Origin of the sequence: Stenotrophomonas sp. B1-1, from assembly GCF_010894375.1 — a bacterium.
Taxonomy (GTDB): domain Bacteria; phylum Pseudomonadota; class Gammaproteobacteria; order Xanthomonadales; family Xanthomonadaceae; genus Stenotrophomonas.
Window position 1 is genome coordinate 1 of sequence record NZ_JAAIUZ010000020.1, and the last position, 19,955, is coordinate 19,955.

Annotated in this window: 13 protein-coding genes and 1 pseudogene; 8 read left to right on the forward strand and 6 right to left on the reverse strand. The window is 68.2% G+C overall.

Features of this window, described 5'->3' with window-relative positions:
- Positions 1–487: 487 nt before the first annotated feature.
- From G4G00_RS15535 to hemH, 3 genes are all read right to left on the reverse strand, one after another.
- Positions 488–2,590 (reverse strand): methyl-accepting chemotaxis protein, encoded by a 2,103-nt coding sequence (locus tag G4G00_RS15535; protein WP_164274878.1) that lies wholly within the window; start codon positions 2,588–2,590, stop codon positions 488–490.
- Positions 2,591–2,877: 287 nt separating this feature from the next.
- On the reverse strand, positions 2,878–3,732 hold the full coding sequence (locus G4G00_RS15540; protein WP_164274881.1) for an alpha/beta hydrolase: 855 nt from the start codon (positions 3,730–3,732) through the stop codon (positions 2,878–2,880).
- Positions 3,729–4,691 (reverse strand): ferrochelatase, encoded by a 963-nt coding sequence (gene hemH / locus G4G00_RS15545; protein WP_108754903.1) that lies wholly within the window; start codon positions 4,689–4,691, stop codon positions 3,729–3,731. Before hemH ends, G4G00_RS15540 begins: the two co-directional genes overlap by 4 nt.
- Positions 4,692–4,853: 162 nt before the next feature.
- On the opposite strand from hemH, the gene G4G00_RS15550 reads away from it, so the two are divergent.
- The 4 genes from G4G00_RS15550 to tatC all read left to right on the forward strand — a co-directional run bounded on the left by G4G00_RS15550 (position 4,854) and on the right by tatC (position 7,236).
- A complete protein-coding gene (locus G4G00_RS15550) occupies positions 4,854–5,738 on the forward strand; it encodes a YSC84-related protein (RefSeq protein ID WP_108754636.1) in 885 nt (294 codons plus the stop codon).
- 74 nt (positions 5,739–5,812) lie between these two features.
- Complete coding sequence (gene tatA / locus G4G00_RS15555; protein ID WP_108751385.1) at positions 5,813–6,040, forward strand: Sec-independent protein translocase subunit TatA; 228 nt, start codon at positions 5,813–5,815, stop codon at positions 6,038–6,040.
- Positions 6,041–6,055: 15 nt separating this feature from the next.
- On the forward strand, positions 6,056–6,490 hold the full coding sequence (tatB, locus tag G4G00_RS15560; RefSeq protein WP_108754635.1) for a Sec-independent protein translocase protein TatB: 435 nt from the start codon (positions 6,056–6,058) through the stop codon (positions 6,488–6,490).
- Positions 6,487–7,236, forward strand: coding sequence for a twin-arginine translocase subunit TatC (gene tatC / locus G4G00_RS15565; protein WP_108754634.1), 750 nt, complete (start codon positions 6,487–6,489; stop codon positions 7,234–7,236). The genes tatB and tatC overlap by 4 nt, the downstream gene beginning before the upstream one ends.
- 80 nt (positions 7,237–7,316) lie before the next feature.
- Here tatC and G4G00_RS15570 read toward each other — a convergent pair whose 3' ends face one another.
- The 3 genes and pseudogenes from G4G00_RS15570 to G4G00_RS15580 form a co-directional block, all read right to left on the reverse strand.
- Positions 7,317–8,228, reverse strand: a complete 912-nt coding sequence (locus tag G4G00_RS15570) for a BPSS1780 family membrane protein (RefSeq protein ID WP_108754902.1) — start codon at positions 8,226–8,228, stop codon at positions 7,317–7,319.
- A 51-nt stretch (positions 8,229–8,279) separates the two neighbouring features.
- The gene (locus G4G00_RS15575; protein ID WP_108763257.1) at positions 8,280–9,026 is read right to left on the reverse strand and encodes a glutamine amidotransferase; all 747 of its coding nucleotides are present in this window, start codon (positions 9,024–9,026) and stop codon (positions 8,280–8,282) included.
- Positions 8,998–10,847, reverse strand: a pseudogene (locus G4G00_RS15580) (GspE/PulE family protein). Before G4G00_RS15580 ends, G4G00_RS15575 begins: the two are co-directional and overlap by 29 nt.
- Positions 10,848–10,930: 83 nt before the next feature.
- Here G4G00_RS15580 and glyQ point away from each other — a divergent pair.
- From glyQ to G4G00_RS15600, 4 genes are all read left to right on the forward strand, one after another.
- Positions 10,931–11,842, forward strand: coding sequence for a glycine--tRNA ligase subunit alpha (gene glyQ / locus G4G00_RS15585; RefSeq protein ID WP_049430272.1), 912 nt, complete (start codon positions 10,931–10,933; stop codon positions 11,840–11,842).
- A 71-nt stretch (positions 11,843–11,913) separates the two neighbouring features.
- The gene (gene glyS, locus G4G00_RS15590; protein ID WP_164274884.1) at positions 11,914–13,989 is read left to right on the forward strand and encodes a glycine--tRNA ligase subunit beta; all 2,076 of its coding nucleotides are present in this window, start codon (positions 11,914–11,916) and stop codon (positions 13,987–13,989) included.
- Between the two features lie 176 nt (positions 13,990–14,165).
- Positions 14,166–15,962, forward strand: coding sequence for an autotransporter assembly complex family protein (locus G4G00_RS15595; protein ID WP_108754629.1), 1,797 nt, complete (start codon positions 14,166–14,168; stop codon positions 15,960–15,962).
- On the forward strand, positions 15,959–19,828 hold the full coding sequence (locus tag G4G00_RS15600; RefSeq protein WP_164274887.1) for a translocation/assembly module TamB domain-containing protein: 3,870 nt from the start codon (positions 15,959–15,961) through the stop codon (positions 19,826–19,828). Before G4G00_RS15595 ends, G4G00_RS15600 begins: the two co-directional genes overlap by 4 nt.
- Positions 19,829–19,955 lie beyond the last annotated feature (127 nt).

The window sequence follows — 19,955 nt, forward strand, 5'->3', positions numbered from 1 at the left end:
GAAGTGAAACGCAGCTGCGCCGATGGTAGTGTGGCTCAAGCCATGCGAGAGTAGGTCATCGCCAGGGTTTATACCCAAAACCCCGCTGCTCACGCAGCGGGGTTTTTTCTTTGCGCGAAACGAAGCGCCCGGTATAGCCACGCCATGCGTGGATGGAAAGCAGTGCCAACCAAGGTTGGCACCCACCAGGGCTGACCCCGGTATATCCACGCCATGCGTGGATGGAGTGCCAACCAAGGTTGGCACCCACCAGAGCTGACCCCGGTATATCCACGCCATGCGTGGATGGAGTGCCAACCAAGGTTGGCACCCACCAGAGCTGACCCTGGTAGATCCACGCCATGCGTGGATGGAAAGCAGTGCCAACCAAGGTTGGCACCCACCAAGGCTGACCCTGGTAGATCCACGCCATGCGTGGATGGAAAGCAGTGCCAACCAAGGTTGGCACCTACCGAGGGGCGCGCGCGGCGCGCCCCTCGGCCTTGCCTCAGTCAATCAACGCCGGTTCGCGATCGCGGTGGAACACCGCCACGGCGGCGGTCAATGCGCCGGCCTGGGCCTGCAGTTCGCGGGCCGCGGCCGTGGCTTCTTCCACCAGCGCGGCGTTCTGCTGCGTGGCCTGGTCCATCTGCACCACCGTCTGGTTGATCTGCTCGATGCCGCTGGACTGCTCCTGCGATGCACCGGAGATCTCCTGCATCAACTGGCTGACATCCTGCACGCCACTGACAATGCCCTGCATGCGCCGCCCGGCGTCGGCAACCAGTTGCGCACCTTCCCCTACCTCGCGGCCGGCTTCATCGATCAATCCCTTGATCTCGTGGGCGGCCGAGGCCGAGCGCTGTGCCAGCACGCGCACCTCGCTGGCGACAACGGCGAAGCCACGCCCCTGCTCGCCTGCGCGTGCGGCTTCCACGGCCGCGTTCAAGGCCAGGATGTTGGTCTGGAAGGCAATGCCGTCGATCACCCCCGTAATGTCGCCGATCCGCCGCGAAGCCGCTTCGATCGCCTGCATGGTGTCCACCACGCGTTGCATGGCGCGGTCCCCTTCGCTGGCCACGCCCTGGGTGGACGAGGCCAGTTCGCTGGCCTGCCGCGCGTGGCTGGCGTTCTGCCGCACCGTGGCGGTGAGTTCTTCCATGGACGCCGCCGTTTCCTGCAGATGCGCCGCCTGCCGTTCGCTGCGCTCGGACAGTGCGCCGTTACCGGCGGCAATCTCGCTGGCCGCGGTGCTGATGGCCGCGGCGCACTGCTGGATGTGGCCGACCATGGAGGAAAGCTGCTGCGCGGTGGCGTTGGCGTCGCGGGCGATGGCGGCGAACGCGCCCTGGTAGTCACCGTGCATGCGCCGGTCCAGATCACCCTGGGCCAGCGCCGCCAGCATCTGCCGCACCTCTTCGACCGTGCTGCCGACGGTTTCCAGCAACTGGTTGATGCCACCGGTCAGCCCGTCCAGGAAGCTGGCGCCTTCCGCAGGACGCAGACGCTGGTCGAGATCGCCGGCGGCCGCGGCGCTGACGATGTCGGCCACCGCGTTCTCAAGCAGCAGCTCGTGGGTGCGGTCGTGCCATTCCACCGCGAAGCCAAGGCGCGTGCCCTGCGCATCGAAGACGGGGGTGACGACCTGGGCGAAGTGCACGGGCCCGATGCGGACCTTGCCGTTGTGCGCCACCTGCAGGCCATTGAGGATGGCTCTAATGCGATCGGGGTTGGCGTGGAAGCGGTGAATGCTGGTGCCTACCAATCGTTCGGCGTCGAAATCCGGGAAGGCTTCGCGCAGCGTGGCCTGCTGGTTGCGCAGCAGGGCGACCACCGAGCGGTTCACGTAGCGGATCACGTGATCGTTGTCGGCGATCATCATCGACGTGCGCGAGGCGTCCAGTGCCTGGCGGATCTGCGCGTTCTCGGCGTGCAGGGCCGTGTCGCGGCTGCGCTGCGCCTGCACGTGGCGCGCGGTATCGGCCAGCGCATGAGCCAGGGTGCCGGGCAGGTAGTCCTGCGTGTTGGCATGCGCGGCAAGGTCGGCGCCGGTGGCGATGTCACGCGCCAGCGCCGCCAGGCGGCGTGGCCCGTGCCCCAGTGCCTCGGTCTGCTGGCGCAGGCGCTGTGCGGCCTGGCCCATCAGTACGGCTGCTGCGGCAACCAGCGCGGCCTGCGCCAGTGCCGGGATCCATGCACCTGCCTGCAGTGCAGGCACCATCGCGCACAGCGTGCCCACCGCACCGGCCGACCACAGCGGGCCCCGGTCGCGGTAGGCCAGCAGGCACGCCAGCAGCACGCACTGCGGTAACGCCGGGGCTACACCGATGGATGCACACACGGCAGCCAGCTGCATGGATAGCAGCACCGCCAGCCCGTTGCGCGCGATCGGCTGGCCTGCAAAGCGGGTGGCCAACAGCAGCGACGGCAGCCACGCCGCCGCGATGATCGTGGCCAGCAACGGTGAACCGCGCCACGCCAGGGCCACGCCGGTCACGACCAGGGTGGCACTGAGCAGCAGCACGCGATGATCGGCGCGGCGCGCCAGCGCCTGCAGATATGGGGGGCGGGCGGTGTTATGACCGCGCTGGGGTGGGGGTACGGCAGACATCGGCAACTCCTGGTTCAACGAACAGCAACGACCCTGCCGCGCGGCACGCGTACATGCGTGGTCACGGCAGGGCAGGAAAGGGGGAGGCGGCGCCACAGGTGGCGCGGAACAGAAACACCGTGGCCACATCCTGTGGATGACGGTGCAGCAGTGCAGACATGCGTGCTTCCTTGCAGAACCCGGACAGGCCGCCGGCCCGGGTGGGCAGGCGGAGCGCGGGCGAGAAGGCCCGCAGCTGTTCTATCGGCCGCTGCTACGCGCAGTGAAGCGCAACGGCATGCAGCGGGTCAGCCGGCGTTGGGCTCGCCGAGGAAGGCGTTGATGACCGCGGCGATCTGCGCGGGGTGTTCCATGTGCAGGTGATGGTTGCCGGCGAATACGGCCAGGCGTCCGTCGCGCAGGTGCTGCAGGCGCTCGCTGCGCATCGGTTCGGGGTAGTACGACTGCGCCGGCGTGGCGTAGATCACCTGGGTGGGGCAGGCAATGGCCTGCAGCAGGTTGTCGATCTGCCCTTCGCTGAGGCGGATGGCGGTGGGCAGCATCAGGCGCGGATCGCTGCACCAGCGATAGCCGCCTTCCACTGCTTCCACGCCACGCTCCACCAGCAGGCGCGCGCAGCCCTCGCTGAGCTGGTTGGCCATCATGCGCGCACGCACCGGCGCAGCCAGGTCGGCGAACACCCGCAACTGCTTGCGCGCCAGCGCACGGCTGGCCCGCACATGGTCGCGCAGGCGTTCGGCGGTTTCTTCTTCCGGTCCGCGCAGTCCACCCAGCGCCTCGATGGCCACCAGGCGCTGCACGCGTTCGCTCACGGCTGCGGTCAGGCTGGCGATGCCGGCGCCCATGGAGTGGCCGATCAGGGTGAAGCGATCCCAGCCCAGCGCATCGGCCACGTCCAGCACGTGGGTGATTGCGGCTGGGGTGGTGTAGGGCGCGCCGGGCGGCAGGTGCGCACTGTGGCCGTGACCTGGCAGATCGATGGCCACCAGATCCAGCTGCGGCAGGTGTGCGGCCAGCGGGACGAAGCTGGCCGCATTGTCCAGCCAGCCATGCAGGGCCAGCACGCGGGGGCCGGGGCCTGCCTGGCGCAGGCCGGCCACGCGCGCGCCGGCCACGTGCAGTTCGAACGGTTGCAGGCTCATGCCAGAGCAGCCGTGGCCAGCCGGGCCAGGGCGCGGGCGTGGTCGACGCTGGCGTTCAGGCAGGGGATGTAGCGCATCTGCGCGCCACGCTCGGCCAGGGTTTCGGTAAAGCCCATGGCCACCTCTTCCAAGGTTTCCAGGCAATCGGTGGCGAACCCCGGGCAGACCACATCGATCTTCTTCACCCCGGCCTCGGCCAGTTCCCACAGGCGCGGTTCGGCGTAGGGCTGCAGCCAGCGTTCGCGACCGAAGCGCGACTGGTAGCCCAGCTGCCAGTCGTCCGCGCCCAGACCCAGGGCGGCGGCAATGGCGGCGGCGCTGGCTTCGCAGCGCTGCGGATACGGGTCGCCGGCGTCGGCCAGTCGCTGCGGAATGCCGTGGAAGGAAAACATCAGCATCTGCCCGCGGCCATGCGTGTCCCAGTAGGCGCGGATGGACGCGGCGACCGCGGCCACCCATTGCGGGTCGATGGCGTAGTCCTGCACCAGGCTGATATGCACGCCGGGGTTGCGGCGCTGCCAGTCGGCCACCCGGTCTTCCACCGAGGCGGTGGTGGTGGTCGAGTACTGCGGGTACAGCGGCAGCACCGCGATGCGGCGCACGCCCTCGCTGACCAGGCGGTCCAGTTCGCGGGCCAGCGCCGGCTCACCGTAGCGCATGGCGTGGCGCACGCGCAGCTGCGGCAGCTCGGCCTGCATGGCCTGCGCCAGCTGGCGGGTGTAGACCATCAGCGGGGAGCCCTCGGGCAGCCACACCTGGGCGTACTTGGCGGCCGAACGGCTGCTGCGCAGCGGCAGGATGAGCCCGCGCAGCAGCGGCTGCCACAGCAGCGCCGGAATGGAGACCACGCGGGGGTCGGACAGGAATTCAGCCAGGTAACGGCGTACGGCGGGGGCCGTCGGCGTCTCGGGCGTGCCTAGGTTGACCGCCAGCACGGCGGTATCGGGTGCGTCGAGCATGGGCACCATTGTCGCCGATCCGATGTGCCGCCGGCATCGCTTCTGCGCATCGTGCCGATTGCGACTGCCGATCACGGCGCGCGCTCATTGGCGATTCATCGCAACACTACTAATTTCAGTCACTTGCTATATCTTCCTATGGACTGACTTCTGGAGCCTGCCATGCGTCGCCCGATCCAAGCCCTGCTGATCGCCGCCAGCCTGCTTTCCAGCCAGGCCATGGCCGGACCGCAGGAAGACCAGCGCGCCCGCAACGCGGTGCGTGTGCTGGCTGAAATCCAGGAAATCCCCGAGCAGGGAATTCCGGACAAACTGCTGGACGAAGGCCGCGCGGTCATCGTCATTCCCGACACGATCAAGGCCGGTCTGGTCATCGGTGGCCGCCGCGGCCACGGCCTGATGTCGGTGCGCATGCCCAACGGCGCCTGGTCGAACCCGGTATTCATCAAGCTGACCGGCGGCAGCATCGGCTTCCAGGCCGGTGTGCAGTCGTCCGACGTGGTGCTGGTGTTCCGCAACGACCGCAGCCTGGACAATCTGGTCAACGGCAAGTTCACCCTGGGCGCCGATGCCGGCGTGGCTGCGGGCCCGGTAGGGCGCAACGCGGCCGCCGCCACCGACGGCCAGCTGAAGGCGGAAATCTGGTCGTGGTCGCGCGCGCGCGGCCTGTTCGCCGGCGTGGCCCTGGATGGCGCGGTGCTGCAGATCGATGATGCCGCCAACCTGGATGCCTACGGCAGCAACACCACCCCGCGCATGATCTTCGAAGGGCGCGCGGTGGGCGCGCCGTCGATGGACGTGGTCGCCTTCCGCGACCGTCTGGAAGAGGCGACCTACGCCGCGCGCAACAACCGCAACGGCAATGGCGCCACTGCCAGCGCACCGCCGCCGCCGCAGAGCAGCCAGCCTGCGCCTGTTCAGGCGCCGCCGGCCGAAGCGACCACCGCGCCGCTGCAGAACGTGCCGCAGAACCCGCCGCCGCAGCAGCAGGGCTTCCAGCCGGTGGGCGACGGTGAAATCCGCACCGAGACGCTGGGCGGCAACTGACTTTCGTCACGCGCGCCGGCTTACGGCCGGTGCGCTATGCTCGACAGCCTGATCACTAACGTAACGAGCGACTTATGGGCAGTTTCAGCATCTGGCACTGGTTGGTCGTACTGGCCATCGTACTGCTGGTGTTCGGCACCAAGCGCCTGACCAGCGGCGCCAAGGATCTCGGCTCGGCGGTGAAGGAATTCAAGAAGGGCATGCGTGACGAGGACAAGCCCGCCGCGCAGCTGGGCGACGAATCGCGCAGCCAGGACGCCTCGCGCACCGCGCAGGACGAGCACGACCGCACCCCGCGTTGATCCGGAGCGGTCACGGTGTTTGATATTGGCTTCAGCGAACTGCTGGTGATTGCCGTGGTCGCCCTGGTGGTGCTCGGTCCCGAGCGCCTGCCCAAGGCGGCCCGCTTCGCCGGCCTGTGGGTGCGCCGTGCGCGCAATCAGTGGGATTCGGTGAAGCAGGAGCTGGAACGCGAACTGCACGCCGAGGAGATCAAGCGGCAGATGCAGGACGTGCGGCAGAGCATGCAGGACACCGAAAGCCAGTTGCGCGCCAGTGGTGAAGCGGTGCGCCGCGAAGCCACGCAGGCGCAGCAGCACGGCGATGCGCTGGCCGACGAAGTGCGGGCGCCGACACCGGCCGCAGCGCAGACCCCGCCGCATCTGCTGGATACGTCGGCAACCCCGGCCAATGCCACGCCCGCGACAGACGCCGCCGCGACGCCGGCCACACCGCCGGAGCGCCAGCCATGAGCGAACAGGACTTCGGCGAAAGCTCGCTGGTCGAGCATCTGGTTGAACTGCGCGCGCGCCTGGTGCGTGCGCTGCTGGGCCTGGGCGTGGTGCTGTTGGGCTTGTTGCCGTTTACCCAGAAGCTGTACACCGCGCTGGCGCATCCGCTGGTATCGCAGCTGCCGAACGGGCAGACGATGATCGCCACCAATCCGGCCGGTGCGTTCTTCGCGCCGTTGAAGCTGACCTTCTTCGTGGCCCTGTTCGTGGCCGTGCCCTGGCTGCTGTACCAGCTGTGGGCGTTCGTGGCGCCCGGCCTGTACGCCCGCGAAAAGCGCCTGGCGGTGCCGCTGCTGGTGTCGTCGGTGCTGCTGTTCTACACCGGCTGCGCGTTCGCCTACTTCCTGGTGCTGCCGGCGGTGTTCCACTTCCTGACCACCTTCAGCCCGGAAGTGATCGCGCTCACCCCCGATGCGAATGCCTACCTGGATTTCGTGCTGGCGATCTTCTTCGCCTTCGGCGGCAGCTTCGAACTGCCGGTGGCGATGGTGATCCTGGTGCTGCTGGGCTGGGTGACGCCGCAGCAGTTCAAGGAAGGCCGCGGCTACGCGATCGTCGGCATCTTCGTGGTGGCCGCCGTGCTGACCCCGCCGGACGTCGTGTCACAGCTGATGCTGGCCATTCCCATGTGCCTGCTGTACGAACTGGGCATTCACGCCGCACGCTGGCTGGTGCCGTCGTCGGTGGCGAAGAAACCGGCCGCCTGATGCGCGAACGCCGGGCATTGCCCGGCGCTCTTCATTGATCCGCTTCATCCACGCATGGCGTGGATCTACTGCGGTGCAGGTCAGGCGTGGAAGACGTCGTTGGCCGGCGGCGTGGCCGGGATCGGCGGTACCGCGCGGCTGCCACGGTGCACGAACATCTGCTTCCAGGCCGCGTACACGGCGCCTACGTACAGCGGCATCAGCACGGTGGTCAGCACCAGCTGGGCGATGAACGCGGCAGCCAGCGGGCCGCCGATCAGCATGGCCAGCTGGATGACGATGACGAAGGCGATGTAGCCGCAGAACAACGCGATCACGCCCAGCAGCGCGAACACCACCATCGCCCCCAGGTTTTCCACGCAGCCCTGCAGGCTCAGGCGCAGCGCGTGCATGCCGCTCTGCTTGTCGAACACCACCAGCGCCGGCTGGGTGAACATGGCCAGGGTCAGGCCGATGGCGGTGATGAACACCAGCAGCAGCCACAGCGCGATGCGCTTGGCCGGCAGGTTGGCCACCAGGGCGGCGGCATCATCGGGGCTGATCTGCTGCCCGCTCTGGCCGATCTCTTCCATCCGCTTCATGACCTCGCTGAAGGCGGCAAAGCCCTCGCGGCCGATCATCAGGTACAGCAGCACGCCCAGCAGCAGCACCGCCAGCACCTGGATCGCCAGCGGCACCAGCAGGTGGCTGACACGGTGGTCGCGGATCGGCTGCAGCAGGTGCGTGGCCAGGCCCGGGCGGCCTTCGTCGATCTCGCCCACGGCGTACAGCATGCCGCCGAACATGATGGGCGAGATGGCCAGGGTCATCAGCTGCACCGCCAGCCCCGCCGCGCCAGGAATGAGCGTGGACAGCAGGGTGACCACCCAGCTGACCAGCATCCAGGTCAGGCCGATCCGGGCCAGCTGCAGCGGCGCACGCCGGTACAGGGAGAACGTATCCAGCAACCACTGGGCGCCCGCCGAAGCCGGCAGCTTGCGAATCTCTTTCATGGACATCCGGGAAGGACAGTAAGGGGGCCGGGCCGGGGCCCGTGCCGCCGATTATCCCTGTTTTGCCACCGGCTGGGCTGAAGACAGCCGGGCCTGGCGCACGAAACGGCGCAGCAGCTGGCGCGCCAGCGGTGCCGCGCTGACCGCCCGTTCCACGCTGCGTGCGCAGCCGCCGTGGCGGCCGATGCAGTCGGCGCGGGCGCGCACGTAGCCGCGCATGTGGTGGGTGGCGAATTCGGGATGGAACTGCACGCCCCAGGCCTGCCGGCCCCAGCGGAAGGCATGGCAGCCATCCAGCGGCGAGCGGGCCAGCACGGCGGCACCTTCCGGCGCACGCAGCACGGTCTGCAGGTGGGTGGCGTGGGCGGCGAAATGGCGCGGCAGCCCACTGAACAACGGGTCCTCGGCGGCGGCCGGGTCCAGCTCCAGTTCGATCGTGCCCGATTCGCGCCCGGCCGGGTTGTAGGCCACTTCCCCGCCCAGTGCATGGGCCAGCAGCTGGTGGCCGTAGCAGATGCCGAACACCGGCACGCCATCATGCGCGGCCGCACGCAGCCAGGCCGCGCTGCGCTCGCTCCATTCGGCACGGTCGGTCACGTAGGCGGCCGAACCGCTGACCAGCACGCCGGCGAAGCCACGTGCGTCGGGCAGGGCGGCACCGTGTTCGACATCGACCACCACGGTCTGCCGTTCGTCCAGGCCGGCGGCCACGCGGATCCAGTGCGGAAAACGCCCGTAGCGGCGCAGGGTCGGCACCGGGCGGCCGGTTTCAAGGATCAGGAAGGGCGCTGGATTCATCCGGGGGCGGCAGGACTGACAGGACTTCCTCGATTGTAGTCAGCCCCTGCGCCACCTTTTCAAGCCCAGCTTTTCAAGCCCAGCCTGGCGCAGGGTTCGCAATCCTTCAGCACGCGCGGCCCGGCTGAAACCGGCCAGATCCATGTCCGCGCGGATCAGCCCGCGCAGCCGCGAACCCAATGGCAGCAACTCATACAGCCCGATGCGGCCAAGGAAACCGGTGCGCCGGCACTCCAGGCAACCGACCGGCCGACAGGGCGTGGCGGCATCTGGATATGCTGCATGGCTATCAGCCAGCACCGCCCAATCGGCCGGTCCCAGCGTGTGCGGCTGCTTGCAGTGCGGGCACAGCGTGCGCACCAGGCGCTGGGCCAGGATGCCGTTAAGGGTGGAGGCCAGCAGGTAGTGCGGCACGCCGATGTCGAGCAGCCGGGTGATGGCCGAGGGCGCATCGTTGGTGTGCAGGGTGGACAGCACCAGATGGCCGGTGAGCGAGGCCTGCACCGCCATCTGCGCGGTTTCCAGGTCGCGGATCTCGCCGATCATGATGATGTCCGGGTCCTGCCGCAGCAGGGTGCGCACGCCCGCGGCGAAATCCAGATCGATGTTGGTCTGCACCTGCATCTGGTTGAACTCGGCGGCGATCATCTCGATCGGGTCTTCCACCGTGCACACGTTCACGTCCGGCGTGGCCAGCCGCTTCAGGGTGGAATACAGGGTGGTGGTCTTGCCCGAACCGGTCGGCCCGGTGACCAGCACGATGCCGTGCGGGCGCTCCACCAGCGCGTTCCAGCCGGCCGCTTCCTGCGGGCTGAAGCCGAGCTGGTCGATGCTCTTGAAGGCCGCATCGGGGTCGAAGATGCGCATCACGCACTTCTCGCCGAAGGCGGTGGGCATGGTCGACAGGCGCATTTCGACTTCGCGCCCGCCCGGCGAGCGGGTCTTGATGCGGCCGTCCTGCGGGCGCCGGCGCTCGGCCAGGTCCATGCGCCCCAGCACCTTGATGCGGCTGACCACGGCGGTCATCACCGCCGGCGGCACCTCGAACACCTTGTGCAGCACGCCATCGATGCGGAAGCGCATGCGCCCCATCTCGCGGCGCGGTTCCAGGTGGATGTCCGAAGCGCGCTGTTCGTAGGCGTACTGCAGCAGCCAATCGACGATGTGCACGATGTGCTGGTCGTCGGCGTTGACGTCGCCGGTGCGGCCCAGCTCCACCAGCTGCTCGAAGCTGGGCAGGGTGGCGTTGGCTTCGCCGCGCACGTCGCCGCGGGCGCCGCGCACCGAGCGGGTCACGCCGAAGAACTCCATGGTGTAGCGGTGCAGGTCCAGCGGGTTGACCACCGCCAGTTCGATCTGGCGCCGGGTCAGGTGCTGCAGGTCGCGGCGCCATTCCTGCGCCAACGGTTCGCTGGTGGCCACCAGCACCCGTTCGCTGTCCACTGCCAGTGGCAGGAAGCGATGGCGGCGCGCATAGGCGTGCGAGGCCACGGCGGTCACGCTGGCCACGTCCACCCGGGTCGGGTCGATGCGCAGGTAGCGGCAGCCGCTACGCTGGGCCAGCCATTCGGTCAGCCGTTCCAGGCTCAGTTCGCCGCCGCTGCTGGCCGCCAGTTTCAGGTTCGACAGCAGCACCAGCGGATGCACTTCGCTGGCATTGCGCGCGCCCTGTGCGGAAAAGCGCACGCGCTCGCGGTCCTGTGGCGCGACCAGGCCATCGGCCAGCACGGCGGCGGCCACCTGCTCGAACTGCAGCCGCCCTGGCGGCAGCGGTACCGCGGCCGAATCACCCGAACTCCCCACCGGCAGCCGGTGATCCATCTGCCTGCTCCTCCCGGGTACGGAATGCCCCGCAGGTCGGCCGTTATACTAGCGCACCCCTCAGCCGGCCAAGAATCGTCCGCATGTCCGCGACCCCGACCGTACCGATCACCTTCCAGGGCCTGATCCAGACCCTGAACCAGTTCTGGGCCCAGCAGGGCTGCGTGCTCATCCAGCCGCTCGACCTGGAGGTGGGCGCCGGTACGTTCCACCCGGCCACTTTCCTGCGTGCGATCGGCCCGGAAGGCTGGAACGCGGCCTACGTGCAGCCCTCGCGCCGCCCCACCGATGGCCGCTACGGCGAGAACCCGAACCGCCTGCAGCGCTACTACCAGTACCAGGTGGCGATGAAGCCGGCGCCGGACAACATCCAGCAGCTGTACCTGGATTCGCTGAAGGCGCTGGGCATCGACCCGCTGGTGCATGACCTGCGTTTCGTGGAAGACAACTGGGAATCGCCGACCCTGGGGGCCTGGGGCCTGGGCTGGGAAGTCTGGCTCAACGGCATGGAGGTGACCCAGTTCACCTACTTCCAGCAGGCCGGTGGCCTGGAATGCCGCCCGGTGCTGGGCGAGATCACCTATGGTCTCGAGCGCCTGTGCATGTACCTGCAGAACTGCGACAACGTCTACGACCTGGTCTGGACCTACGGCCCGGACGGCCAGCCGGTGACCTATGGCGATGTCTACCACCAGAACGAGGTGGAGCAGAGCACCTACAACTTCGAATACGCCGACGTGGAAGAACTGTTCCACCGCTTCGATGCGTGCGAGCGCGAGGCGCAGAAGCTGGTGGAAGTGAACCTGCCGCTGCCGGCCTACGAGCAGGTGATGAAGGCCAGCCACACCTTCAACCTGCTGGATGCGCGCCGCGCGATCAGCGTGACCGAACGCCAGCGCTACATCCTGCGCGTGCGCGCGCTGGCCCAGGCGGTGGCCAAGGCCTACTACGAGCAGCGCGAGAAGCTGGGCTTCCCGGGCGCGAAGAAGGCCTGAGGGCCGCGCTTTCCACTACTTCCGGGCGCCGGACGCGTTGCGCGCTGCGCCCCCACCACAGGATTGAAACGATGAGCCAACTGTCCCCCCTGCTGATCGAACTGGGCACCGAAGAGCTGCCCGTGAAGGCGCTGCCGGGCCTGGCCCAGGCCTTCTTCGACGGCGTTGTCGATGGCCTGCGCAAGCGCGGTGTCGAACTGGAACTGGGCGATGCCCGCCCGCTGTCCACCCCGCGCCGCCTGGCCGTGCTGCTGCCCGGCGTGGGCCTGGAACAGCCGGAACAGCGCAGTGAAGTGCTGGGCCCGTACCTGAACATCGCGCTGGATGCCGAAGGCCAGCCGACCAAGGCCCTGCAGGGCTTCGCGGCCAAGGCCGGTATCGACTGGACCGCGCTGGAAAAGACCACCGACAACAAGGGCGAACGCTTCGTGCACCGTGCGGTGAACCCGGGTGCGCGCACTGCCGCGCTGCTGCCGGAGGTGCTGCGCGAGGCGATTGCGGCCATGCCCATTCCCAAGCCGATGCGCTGGGGTGACCACGAGTGGGGCTTCGCTCGCCCGGCACACTGGCTGGTGCTGCTGCACGGTACCGATGTGGTCGAGGCCGAACTGTTCGGCCTGAAGGCCGACCGCATGAGCCGCGGCCATCGCTTCCACCACGACAAGACCGTGTGGCTGAGCCAGCCGCAGGATTACGTGGAATCGCTGCGCGCGGCCAAGGTGCTGGTCGACCCGGCCGAGCGCCGCGAGCGCATCGTGGCTGAGGTCGAGACCGCTGCGGGTACTGCCGGCGGCAGTGCGCGCATCACCGAAGACAACCTGGAGCAGGTGGTGAACCTGGTCGAGTGGCCGTCGGCGGTGCTGTGCAGCTTCGAGCGCGCGTTCCTGGCGGTGCCGCAGGAAGCGCTGATCGAGACCATGGAGATCAACCAGAAGTTCTTCCCGGTGCTGGATGACAGCGGCAAGCTGACCGAGAAGTTCATCGGCATCGCCAACATCGAATCGAAGGACGTGGCCGAAGTGGCCAAGGGCTACGAGCGCGTGATCCGCCCGCGCTTCGCCGATGCCAAGTTCTTCTTCGACGAAGACCTGAAGCAAGGCCTGGAAGCGATGGGCGAGGGCCTGAAGACGGTGACCTACCAGGCCAAGCTGGGCAGCGTGGCCGACAAGGTGGCACGCGTGGTGGCCCTGGCCGAGGTGATTGCGCCGCAGGTGGGCGCCGAGGCGCTGCTGGCCAAGCGCGCCGCGCAGCTGGCCAAGAACGACCTGCAGTCGCGCATGGTCAATGAATTCCCGGAACTGCAGGGCATTGCCGGCCGCCACTACGCGGTGGCCGGTGGCGAATCGCCGGAGGTGGCGCTGGCCATCGACGAGGCCTACCAGCCGCGCTTCGGTGGCGATGACATCGCGCTGTCGCCGCTGGGCAAGGTGCTGGCCATTGCCGAGCGCGTGGATACGCTGGCCGGCGGTTTCGCCGCAGGCCTGAAGCCGACCGGCAACAAGGACCCGTTCGCCCTGCGCCGCAACGCGCTGGGCCTGGCCCGCACCATCATCGAAAGCGGCTTCGAGCTGGACCTGCGCGCGCTGCTGGCCAGCGCCAACGCCGGCCTGGCCGCGCGCAACGTGCAGGCCGACGTGGGTGAGCTGTACGACTTCATCCTGGACCGCCTGAAGGGCTATTACAGCGACAAGGGCGTGCCGGCCACCCACTTCAACGCCGTGGCCGAACTGAAGCCGGCCTCGCTGTATGACTTCGACCGCCGCCTTGACGCAATCGGCACGTTTGCCGCGCTGCCGGAAGCCGAGGCGCTGGCCGCGGCCAACAAGCGCATCCGCAACATCCTCCGCAAGGCCGAAGGCGACATCCCGGGCCAGATCGACGCGTCGCTGCTGCAGGAAGACGCCGAGCGCGCGCTGGCCGAGGCCGTGACCGCGGCCATCGACGACACCAGCGCCAGCCTGCACCACAAGGATTACGTGGCCGTGCTGGCGCGCCTGGCCCGCCTGCGCCCGCAGGTCGATGCCTTCTTCGATGGCGTGATGGTCAATGCCGAAGACCCGGCCCTGCGTGGCAACCGCCTGGCGCTGCTGACCCTGCTGGGCGAGCGCCTGGGCAAGGTCGCGGCGATCGAGCATCTGTCGAGCTGACCGGGGCCGCCCCCCATCCACGCATGGCGTGGATCTACTGGAACAGGTAGCGCCGGGCCATGCCCGGCGTTGTCGTTATCGTGCCGATGATGCGCACAAAGGCGCGCATTTTGACTGCCACTTAACAACCGATCCCGATTCGCGCGCTGCATTTCGCATCGTCACGCGCGGTCGGTATGCTGTGCCGCATGCAGCCAAAGAACTACGCCCTGCCCCTGGTGCTCCTGTCCTTCGCCGTGGCCTCGTCCGCCCACGCGCGCGGCACCATCGACAAGGTGGAAATCAAGGGATTGGACAAGGGCGACGACGCCGAGATGATCGAGAACATCGAGGTCTCGCTGTCGCTCTATGAAACCATCGGCAAGGAACAGGGCGAATCGCGCCTGGAATACCTGCTGTCGCAGGCCGAGCGGCAGACCCGCCAGGCACTGGAGCCCTTTGGTTACTACAACCCGGTGATCACCGTGGAGGCGCCACGCCAGGACGAACACCTGCGGGTGGTGATCCACGTGGAAAAGGGCCCGCCGGTAACCGTGCGCCGCGAGCACATCGACATCACCGGCCCGGCCACCTACGACCAGTACCTGCAGGATGACCTGGCCGCGTTCAAGCCGCGCAAGGGCCAGCGCTTCGAACATACCCAGTACGAAGCCAGCAAGATCACCGTGACCCGGCGCCTGGCCGAGCGCGGCTACTTCGATGCCGACTACACCCAGCGCCAGGTGCAGATCACCCGCGCCGAGAACGCCGCCGACATCGACCTCACCTGGGACAGCGGCCGCCGCTACAACATGGGACCGGTGCGCTTCGAGCAGGATTACTTCGTCGACAAGCTGTTCGACCCGCTGGTGTACTGGGAACAGGGCAGCTACTTCCACGAAGGCAAGCTGGACCGCCTGCGCGAATCGCTGACCAAGCTGGACTACTTCAGCGTGATCGACATCCAGCCGCGGCCGGACCAGGCCGACGACAACGGCGAAGTGCCGATCGACGTGAAGCTGACCCGCGCCAAGCGCACCATCTACACCGCTGGTCTGAGCTACGGCAGTGAAAGTGGCGCCGGTGTGCGCGGCGGCGTGGAGCGGCGGTTCCTGAACAGCCGCGGCCACAAGATGAACACCCAGCTGGACTATGCGCAGAAGCGCAAGAGCCTGGTCAGCACCTACCGTGTGCCGGCGTTCAAGTGGCTGGATGGCTGGTATGGACTGACCGCCAGCGCCTATGACGAGCAGACCGACTACATCGATCTGCGCAACTTCAAGCTGATCGCCAGCCGCAGTGGCGAGATCAACGAACACTGGACGGCCATCGCCTCGATCAACGCGCTGCGCGAGCGCTGGCGCTACGCCTCGGGCACCGAGTTCACCGATGCGGTGTACAACACCTCCACGCTGGTCTACCCGCAGCTGGTGGCCGACTACGTGAACGTGGACGATGAACTGTTCCCGCGCAGCGGCGTGAGTGGCAGCGCCACCCTGCGCGGCGGCGTGGAGGGGGCCGGCTCGGACACCAGTTTCGTGCAGGCCAACCTGCTGCTGCGCTGGTACATCCCCATCGGTGAAAGCAACCGCCTGATCCTGCGCGGCGAAGGCGGCACCACCTGGACCAGCGACCTGGTGGCCATGCCGCCCAGCCTGCGCTTCTTCGCCGGTGGCGACCGCAGCATCCGCGGCTATGCGTTCCGCGAAGTCGGCCCCCGCACGCCGGCGCCGGACAAGTACGCGCTGGGTGCGAAGAACCTGGTGATCGGCTCGGCCGAGTACGAGCACTATTTCAACGGCGGCCCGTGGGGCGCGGCGGTATTTGTCGACACCGGCAGTGCATTCGACAACACCATTGACCTGCACACCGGCGTCGGCTTCGGCGTGCGCTGGAAATCGCCGGTGGGCCCGGTGCGCGTGGATATCGCGCACGGCCTGAACAATCCGGATTCGCAGTTCCAGCTGTACCTGAACATCGGAGCGGACCTGTGAGCGCGCCCACGCCGAATCCACCTGCGGGCAGCCCGCCACCGCGCGTGCGTTTCTACCGTCGTCGCCGTTTCTGGGCCTGGTCGGGCGTGGGCGTGCTGGGCCTGGTGCTGCTGGCCCTGCTGGCGGTCTACTGGCTGCTGCAGACCGTGGCCGGCCGCGACGTGCTGCTGGCGCAGGTGGTCGCGCGGCTGCCGGTGGGCGCCAGCTTCACCTGGGACAAGGTGGATGGCCCGGTCGCCGGCCCGCTGACCCTGTACAACGTCGATTTCCGCTACGACGACATCCATTTCCACGCCGAGCGTGCGCACCTGGAACCGGACCTGCGCCCTCTGCTGGGCCGCAAGCTGCTGCTGGACCGGCTGGAGCTGACCAACGCGACCTTGAACCTGGCCAAGAGCGATGAGCCGTTCGAGATGCCGTCGTGGCCCGATTCGCTGCCGCAGATCGAGATGCCGCTGGCCATCCAGGCCGATGTGATCGCCATCGACGGCTTCCGCATCACCCAGGCCAATGAGCCGCTGATCGACATCGCCCGCGTGCGCGGCGGCATCGAGATCGCCAACGGCGAATTCCAGGCCCGGCAATTGGTGGTGGACAGCGACATGGGCGATTTCACTGCCCAGGGGCGCTACATTCCGGCCAAGGATTACGACACCGACGTGACCGTGACCGCCGTGCTGCCGGCCCCGCGCGGTCGCACCGCGGCCACCCTGGGCCTGGTTGCACGCGGCAACCTGGCGCACATGGAAGTGGGCGTGGCCGGCCGCGCGCCCAAGCCGTTGCGGGCCATGCTGGTGTTCGATGGCCGCACCGATCCGACGTGGAGCGCCAGCGTGCGCAGCGATGAGCTGGATCTGGCGCTGCTGTCGCCGGCGCTGGCCGCATCGGCCATCGCTCCGCTGTCGCTGGATTTCACCGCCGCCGGCAAGGGCGGCCAGGCCAACCTGAACGGGAAGCTGAAGCAGGGGGCGCAGGAAGTGGAGCTGGCGCCGTCGGTGGTGTCGCTGCAAAACCAGGTGCTGAAGGTGTCGCCGCTGGTGGTGAAGGGCCTGGGCGGTGAAGCGCGCCTGCAGGGCACCGCCGATTTCAGCAACCCGGACCAGCAGACCCTGAATTTCTCGGTGATTGCGCGGAACCTGACCTGGGTGCCCGAGCCCGATCCGAACACCGCCGGCAGTGCGCCGGTGCCGGTCACCCTGCAGGAAGCGCGCTTCGGCCTGGCCGGTACGCTGAAGGCGTGGGCGGCCATTGGCCGTGCGCAGATCGAGCGCGAGCAGAAGCGTGCCGACCTGCGCTTCGATGTACGCGGCAACGACCAGTCCGCTTCGATCCGCGAACTGGTGGCGCAGACCCCCGGTGGCCAGTTGCAGGTGGAAGGCCAGGTGGCCTGGGCACCGCAGCTGGACTGGGATGCCAAGGCCAGCCTTAAGGATTTCGATCCGGGCTACTTCCTGCCGGGTTGGGATGGTCGGCTTTCGGGCAACCTTGCCTCGAAGGGCCGCCAGGTGCCGCCGCCGGCCAGCGCCGCCGCAGGTACGGCGCCCACCCTGGAAGCGACCGTCGATCTGCCAGCACTGAAGGGCACCCTGCGCCAGCGCAACGTGGATGCCAAGGGCAAGTTCGCGCTGCAGGGCGCGCAGGGCCAGGGTGAACTGGCGCTGGCGATCGGCAGCAGCCGGGTCACCGCCAAGGGCAAGGTGGGCGACCGCCTGGATATCGATGCGCGCTTCGAGCCGCTGCAGTTGAGCGATCTGTTGCCGGGCGCCGATGGCGGCCTGCGCGGCCAGGTGCAGGTGACCGGTCCGCGCGACGCGCCGGACATCCGTGCCGATCTGGTGGGCAACAACATCAACTGGGACGGCTACGGCGCGCAGAGCCTGAGCATCCAGGGCAACCTGCCGTGGCGCGGCGACGCCGGCCGCCTGTCGATCCAGGGCCAACAGGTCAACGCCGGCATGCTGCTGGAACGCCTGGCCGTCGACGCGCAGGGCAGCGTGTCCAACCTGCGCCTGAGCGCGCAGACCCACAACGAACTGGGCGCGATCGACCTGCAGGGCAGCGTGCGCCAGCAGGGCGCGCAATGGCGCGGTGAACTGTCCACCCTGCGCATCGCGCCGGTGAAGGGCGATGCCTGGGCGTTGCGTGCACCGGCCGCCTTCGCGGTGAACGGCGGCACCTACACGCTGGCCGACACCTGCCTGGCCGCGGCCACCGGCGGCGCCCTGTGCGCGCAGGCCAACTGGCCGCGCGAAGGGTTGGTGGTGCGCGGCGATGCCTTGCCGCTGTCGCTGGTGCAGCCGTGGCTGCCGCCGCAGTCGGGGCGCCGCATCTACCTGCGTGGCGAACTGACCCTGGATGCGCAGATCCGCCCGCGCGGCAACGCCTGGGAGGGCCACGTGGAAGTGCGTTCGCCGGAAGGCGGCGTGCGCCTGGGCGAGAACCGCAACACCGGCACCGGCGCCAATGCCAACCGCAGTGAACTGGCACGCTACGACCAGTTCTCGGTGAAGCTGGACATGACCCCGGCCAGCATCAAGGGCTACCTGGGCCTGGGCTTCCAGGGCAACGGCTTCGTCGATGCGAAATTCCAGACCGGCTGGGAAGCCAGCGCGCCGTTGAACGGCGAGCTGTACATGAACATGTCGCGGCTGTACTGGCTGGAGCTTTTCTCGCCGGACATCGTGCGCCCCACCGGCCTGATCGAAGGCCACGTGAGCCTGCGCGGCACGCGTGGCCAGCCATCGCTGGGCGGTGACGCGCAGCTGAGCAACTTCAAGGGTGAATTCCCGGCGCTGGGCCTGACCCTCGACCAGGGCAAGGGCAGCTTCGTCGCCCAGCCCGATGGCTCGGCCAAGATCACCGCGCAGGCCAATTCGGGGCAGGGCACCCTGTACGTGGACGGCGGTCTGTCCTGGTTCGGCGATGCCCAGCCGCTGCAGCTGAAGATCCATGGCGAAAACGTGCTGGTGTCCAACACCAGCGAACTGCGCATCATTGCCAACCCGAACCTCGATTTCACCCTGGCCAAGGCCGCGATGGAACTGCGCGGCACCGTGCACGTGCCCGAGGCCGACATCGATCTGGAACGCCTGGACCGCGGCACGTCGGTGTCCGAAGACGTGGTGGTGCTGGACCCGGCCGACCCGGAGGAATCGCGCACCTCGCCGCTGGACATGGACCTGACGGTCAGCCTGGGCGACAAGGTGAAGATGACCGGGTTCGGCCTGAAGGGCGCGCTGACCGGCAAGATGCAGGTGTGGGCGCGGCCGGGCCGCGAGATGACCGCCAACGGCGGCCTGGAAGTCAGTGGCCGCTACAAGGCCTATGGCCAGGACCTGACCATCACCCGCGGCAACCTCAACTGGAACTACAACGCGGTGTCCGACCCGCGCATCAACATCCGCGCCGAGCGCCGCATTGGCGATGTCACCGCGGGCATCGATGTGACCGGGCGCGCCCAGCAACCCCGTGCCGATGTCTGGTCCGATCCGGCCATGTCGCAGTCCGAGGCGCTGGCTTATCTGGTGCTCGGTCGCAGTCTGACCAATGCCAGCAGCGACCAGACCCAGCAGGTCACCGCCGCCTCGGCCGCGCTGTCGGCCGGCAGCGGCCTGCTGGCCTCGCAGCTGGGCGCCAAGCTGGGCCTGGATGATGCCGGGGTCAGCCAGTCGCGCGCGCTGGGCGGTTCGGTGATTGGTTTTGGCAAGTACATTTCGCCCAAGCTGTACGTGGGCTACGGCGTATCGATGGTCGGCAGCGGGTCGGTGCTGACCCTGAAGTACCTGCTCAGCCGCGGCTTCGACGTGGAAGTGGAATCGAGCACGGTGGAAAACCGCGGCTCGCTGAACTGGCGCCGCGAGAAGTAGAGCCACGCCATGCCGGGGTCAGATCCCTTTCAACGAAAGGGCTCTGACCCCGGGTGCAACGCCGCCACCCAACCATCGGCCGTTGCCCCGGCCTGCCCCAGCGGCTATGGTCCCCGGCTGTTCTGTA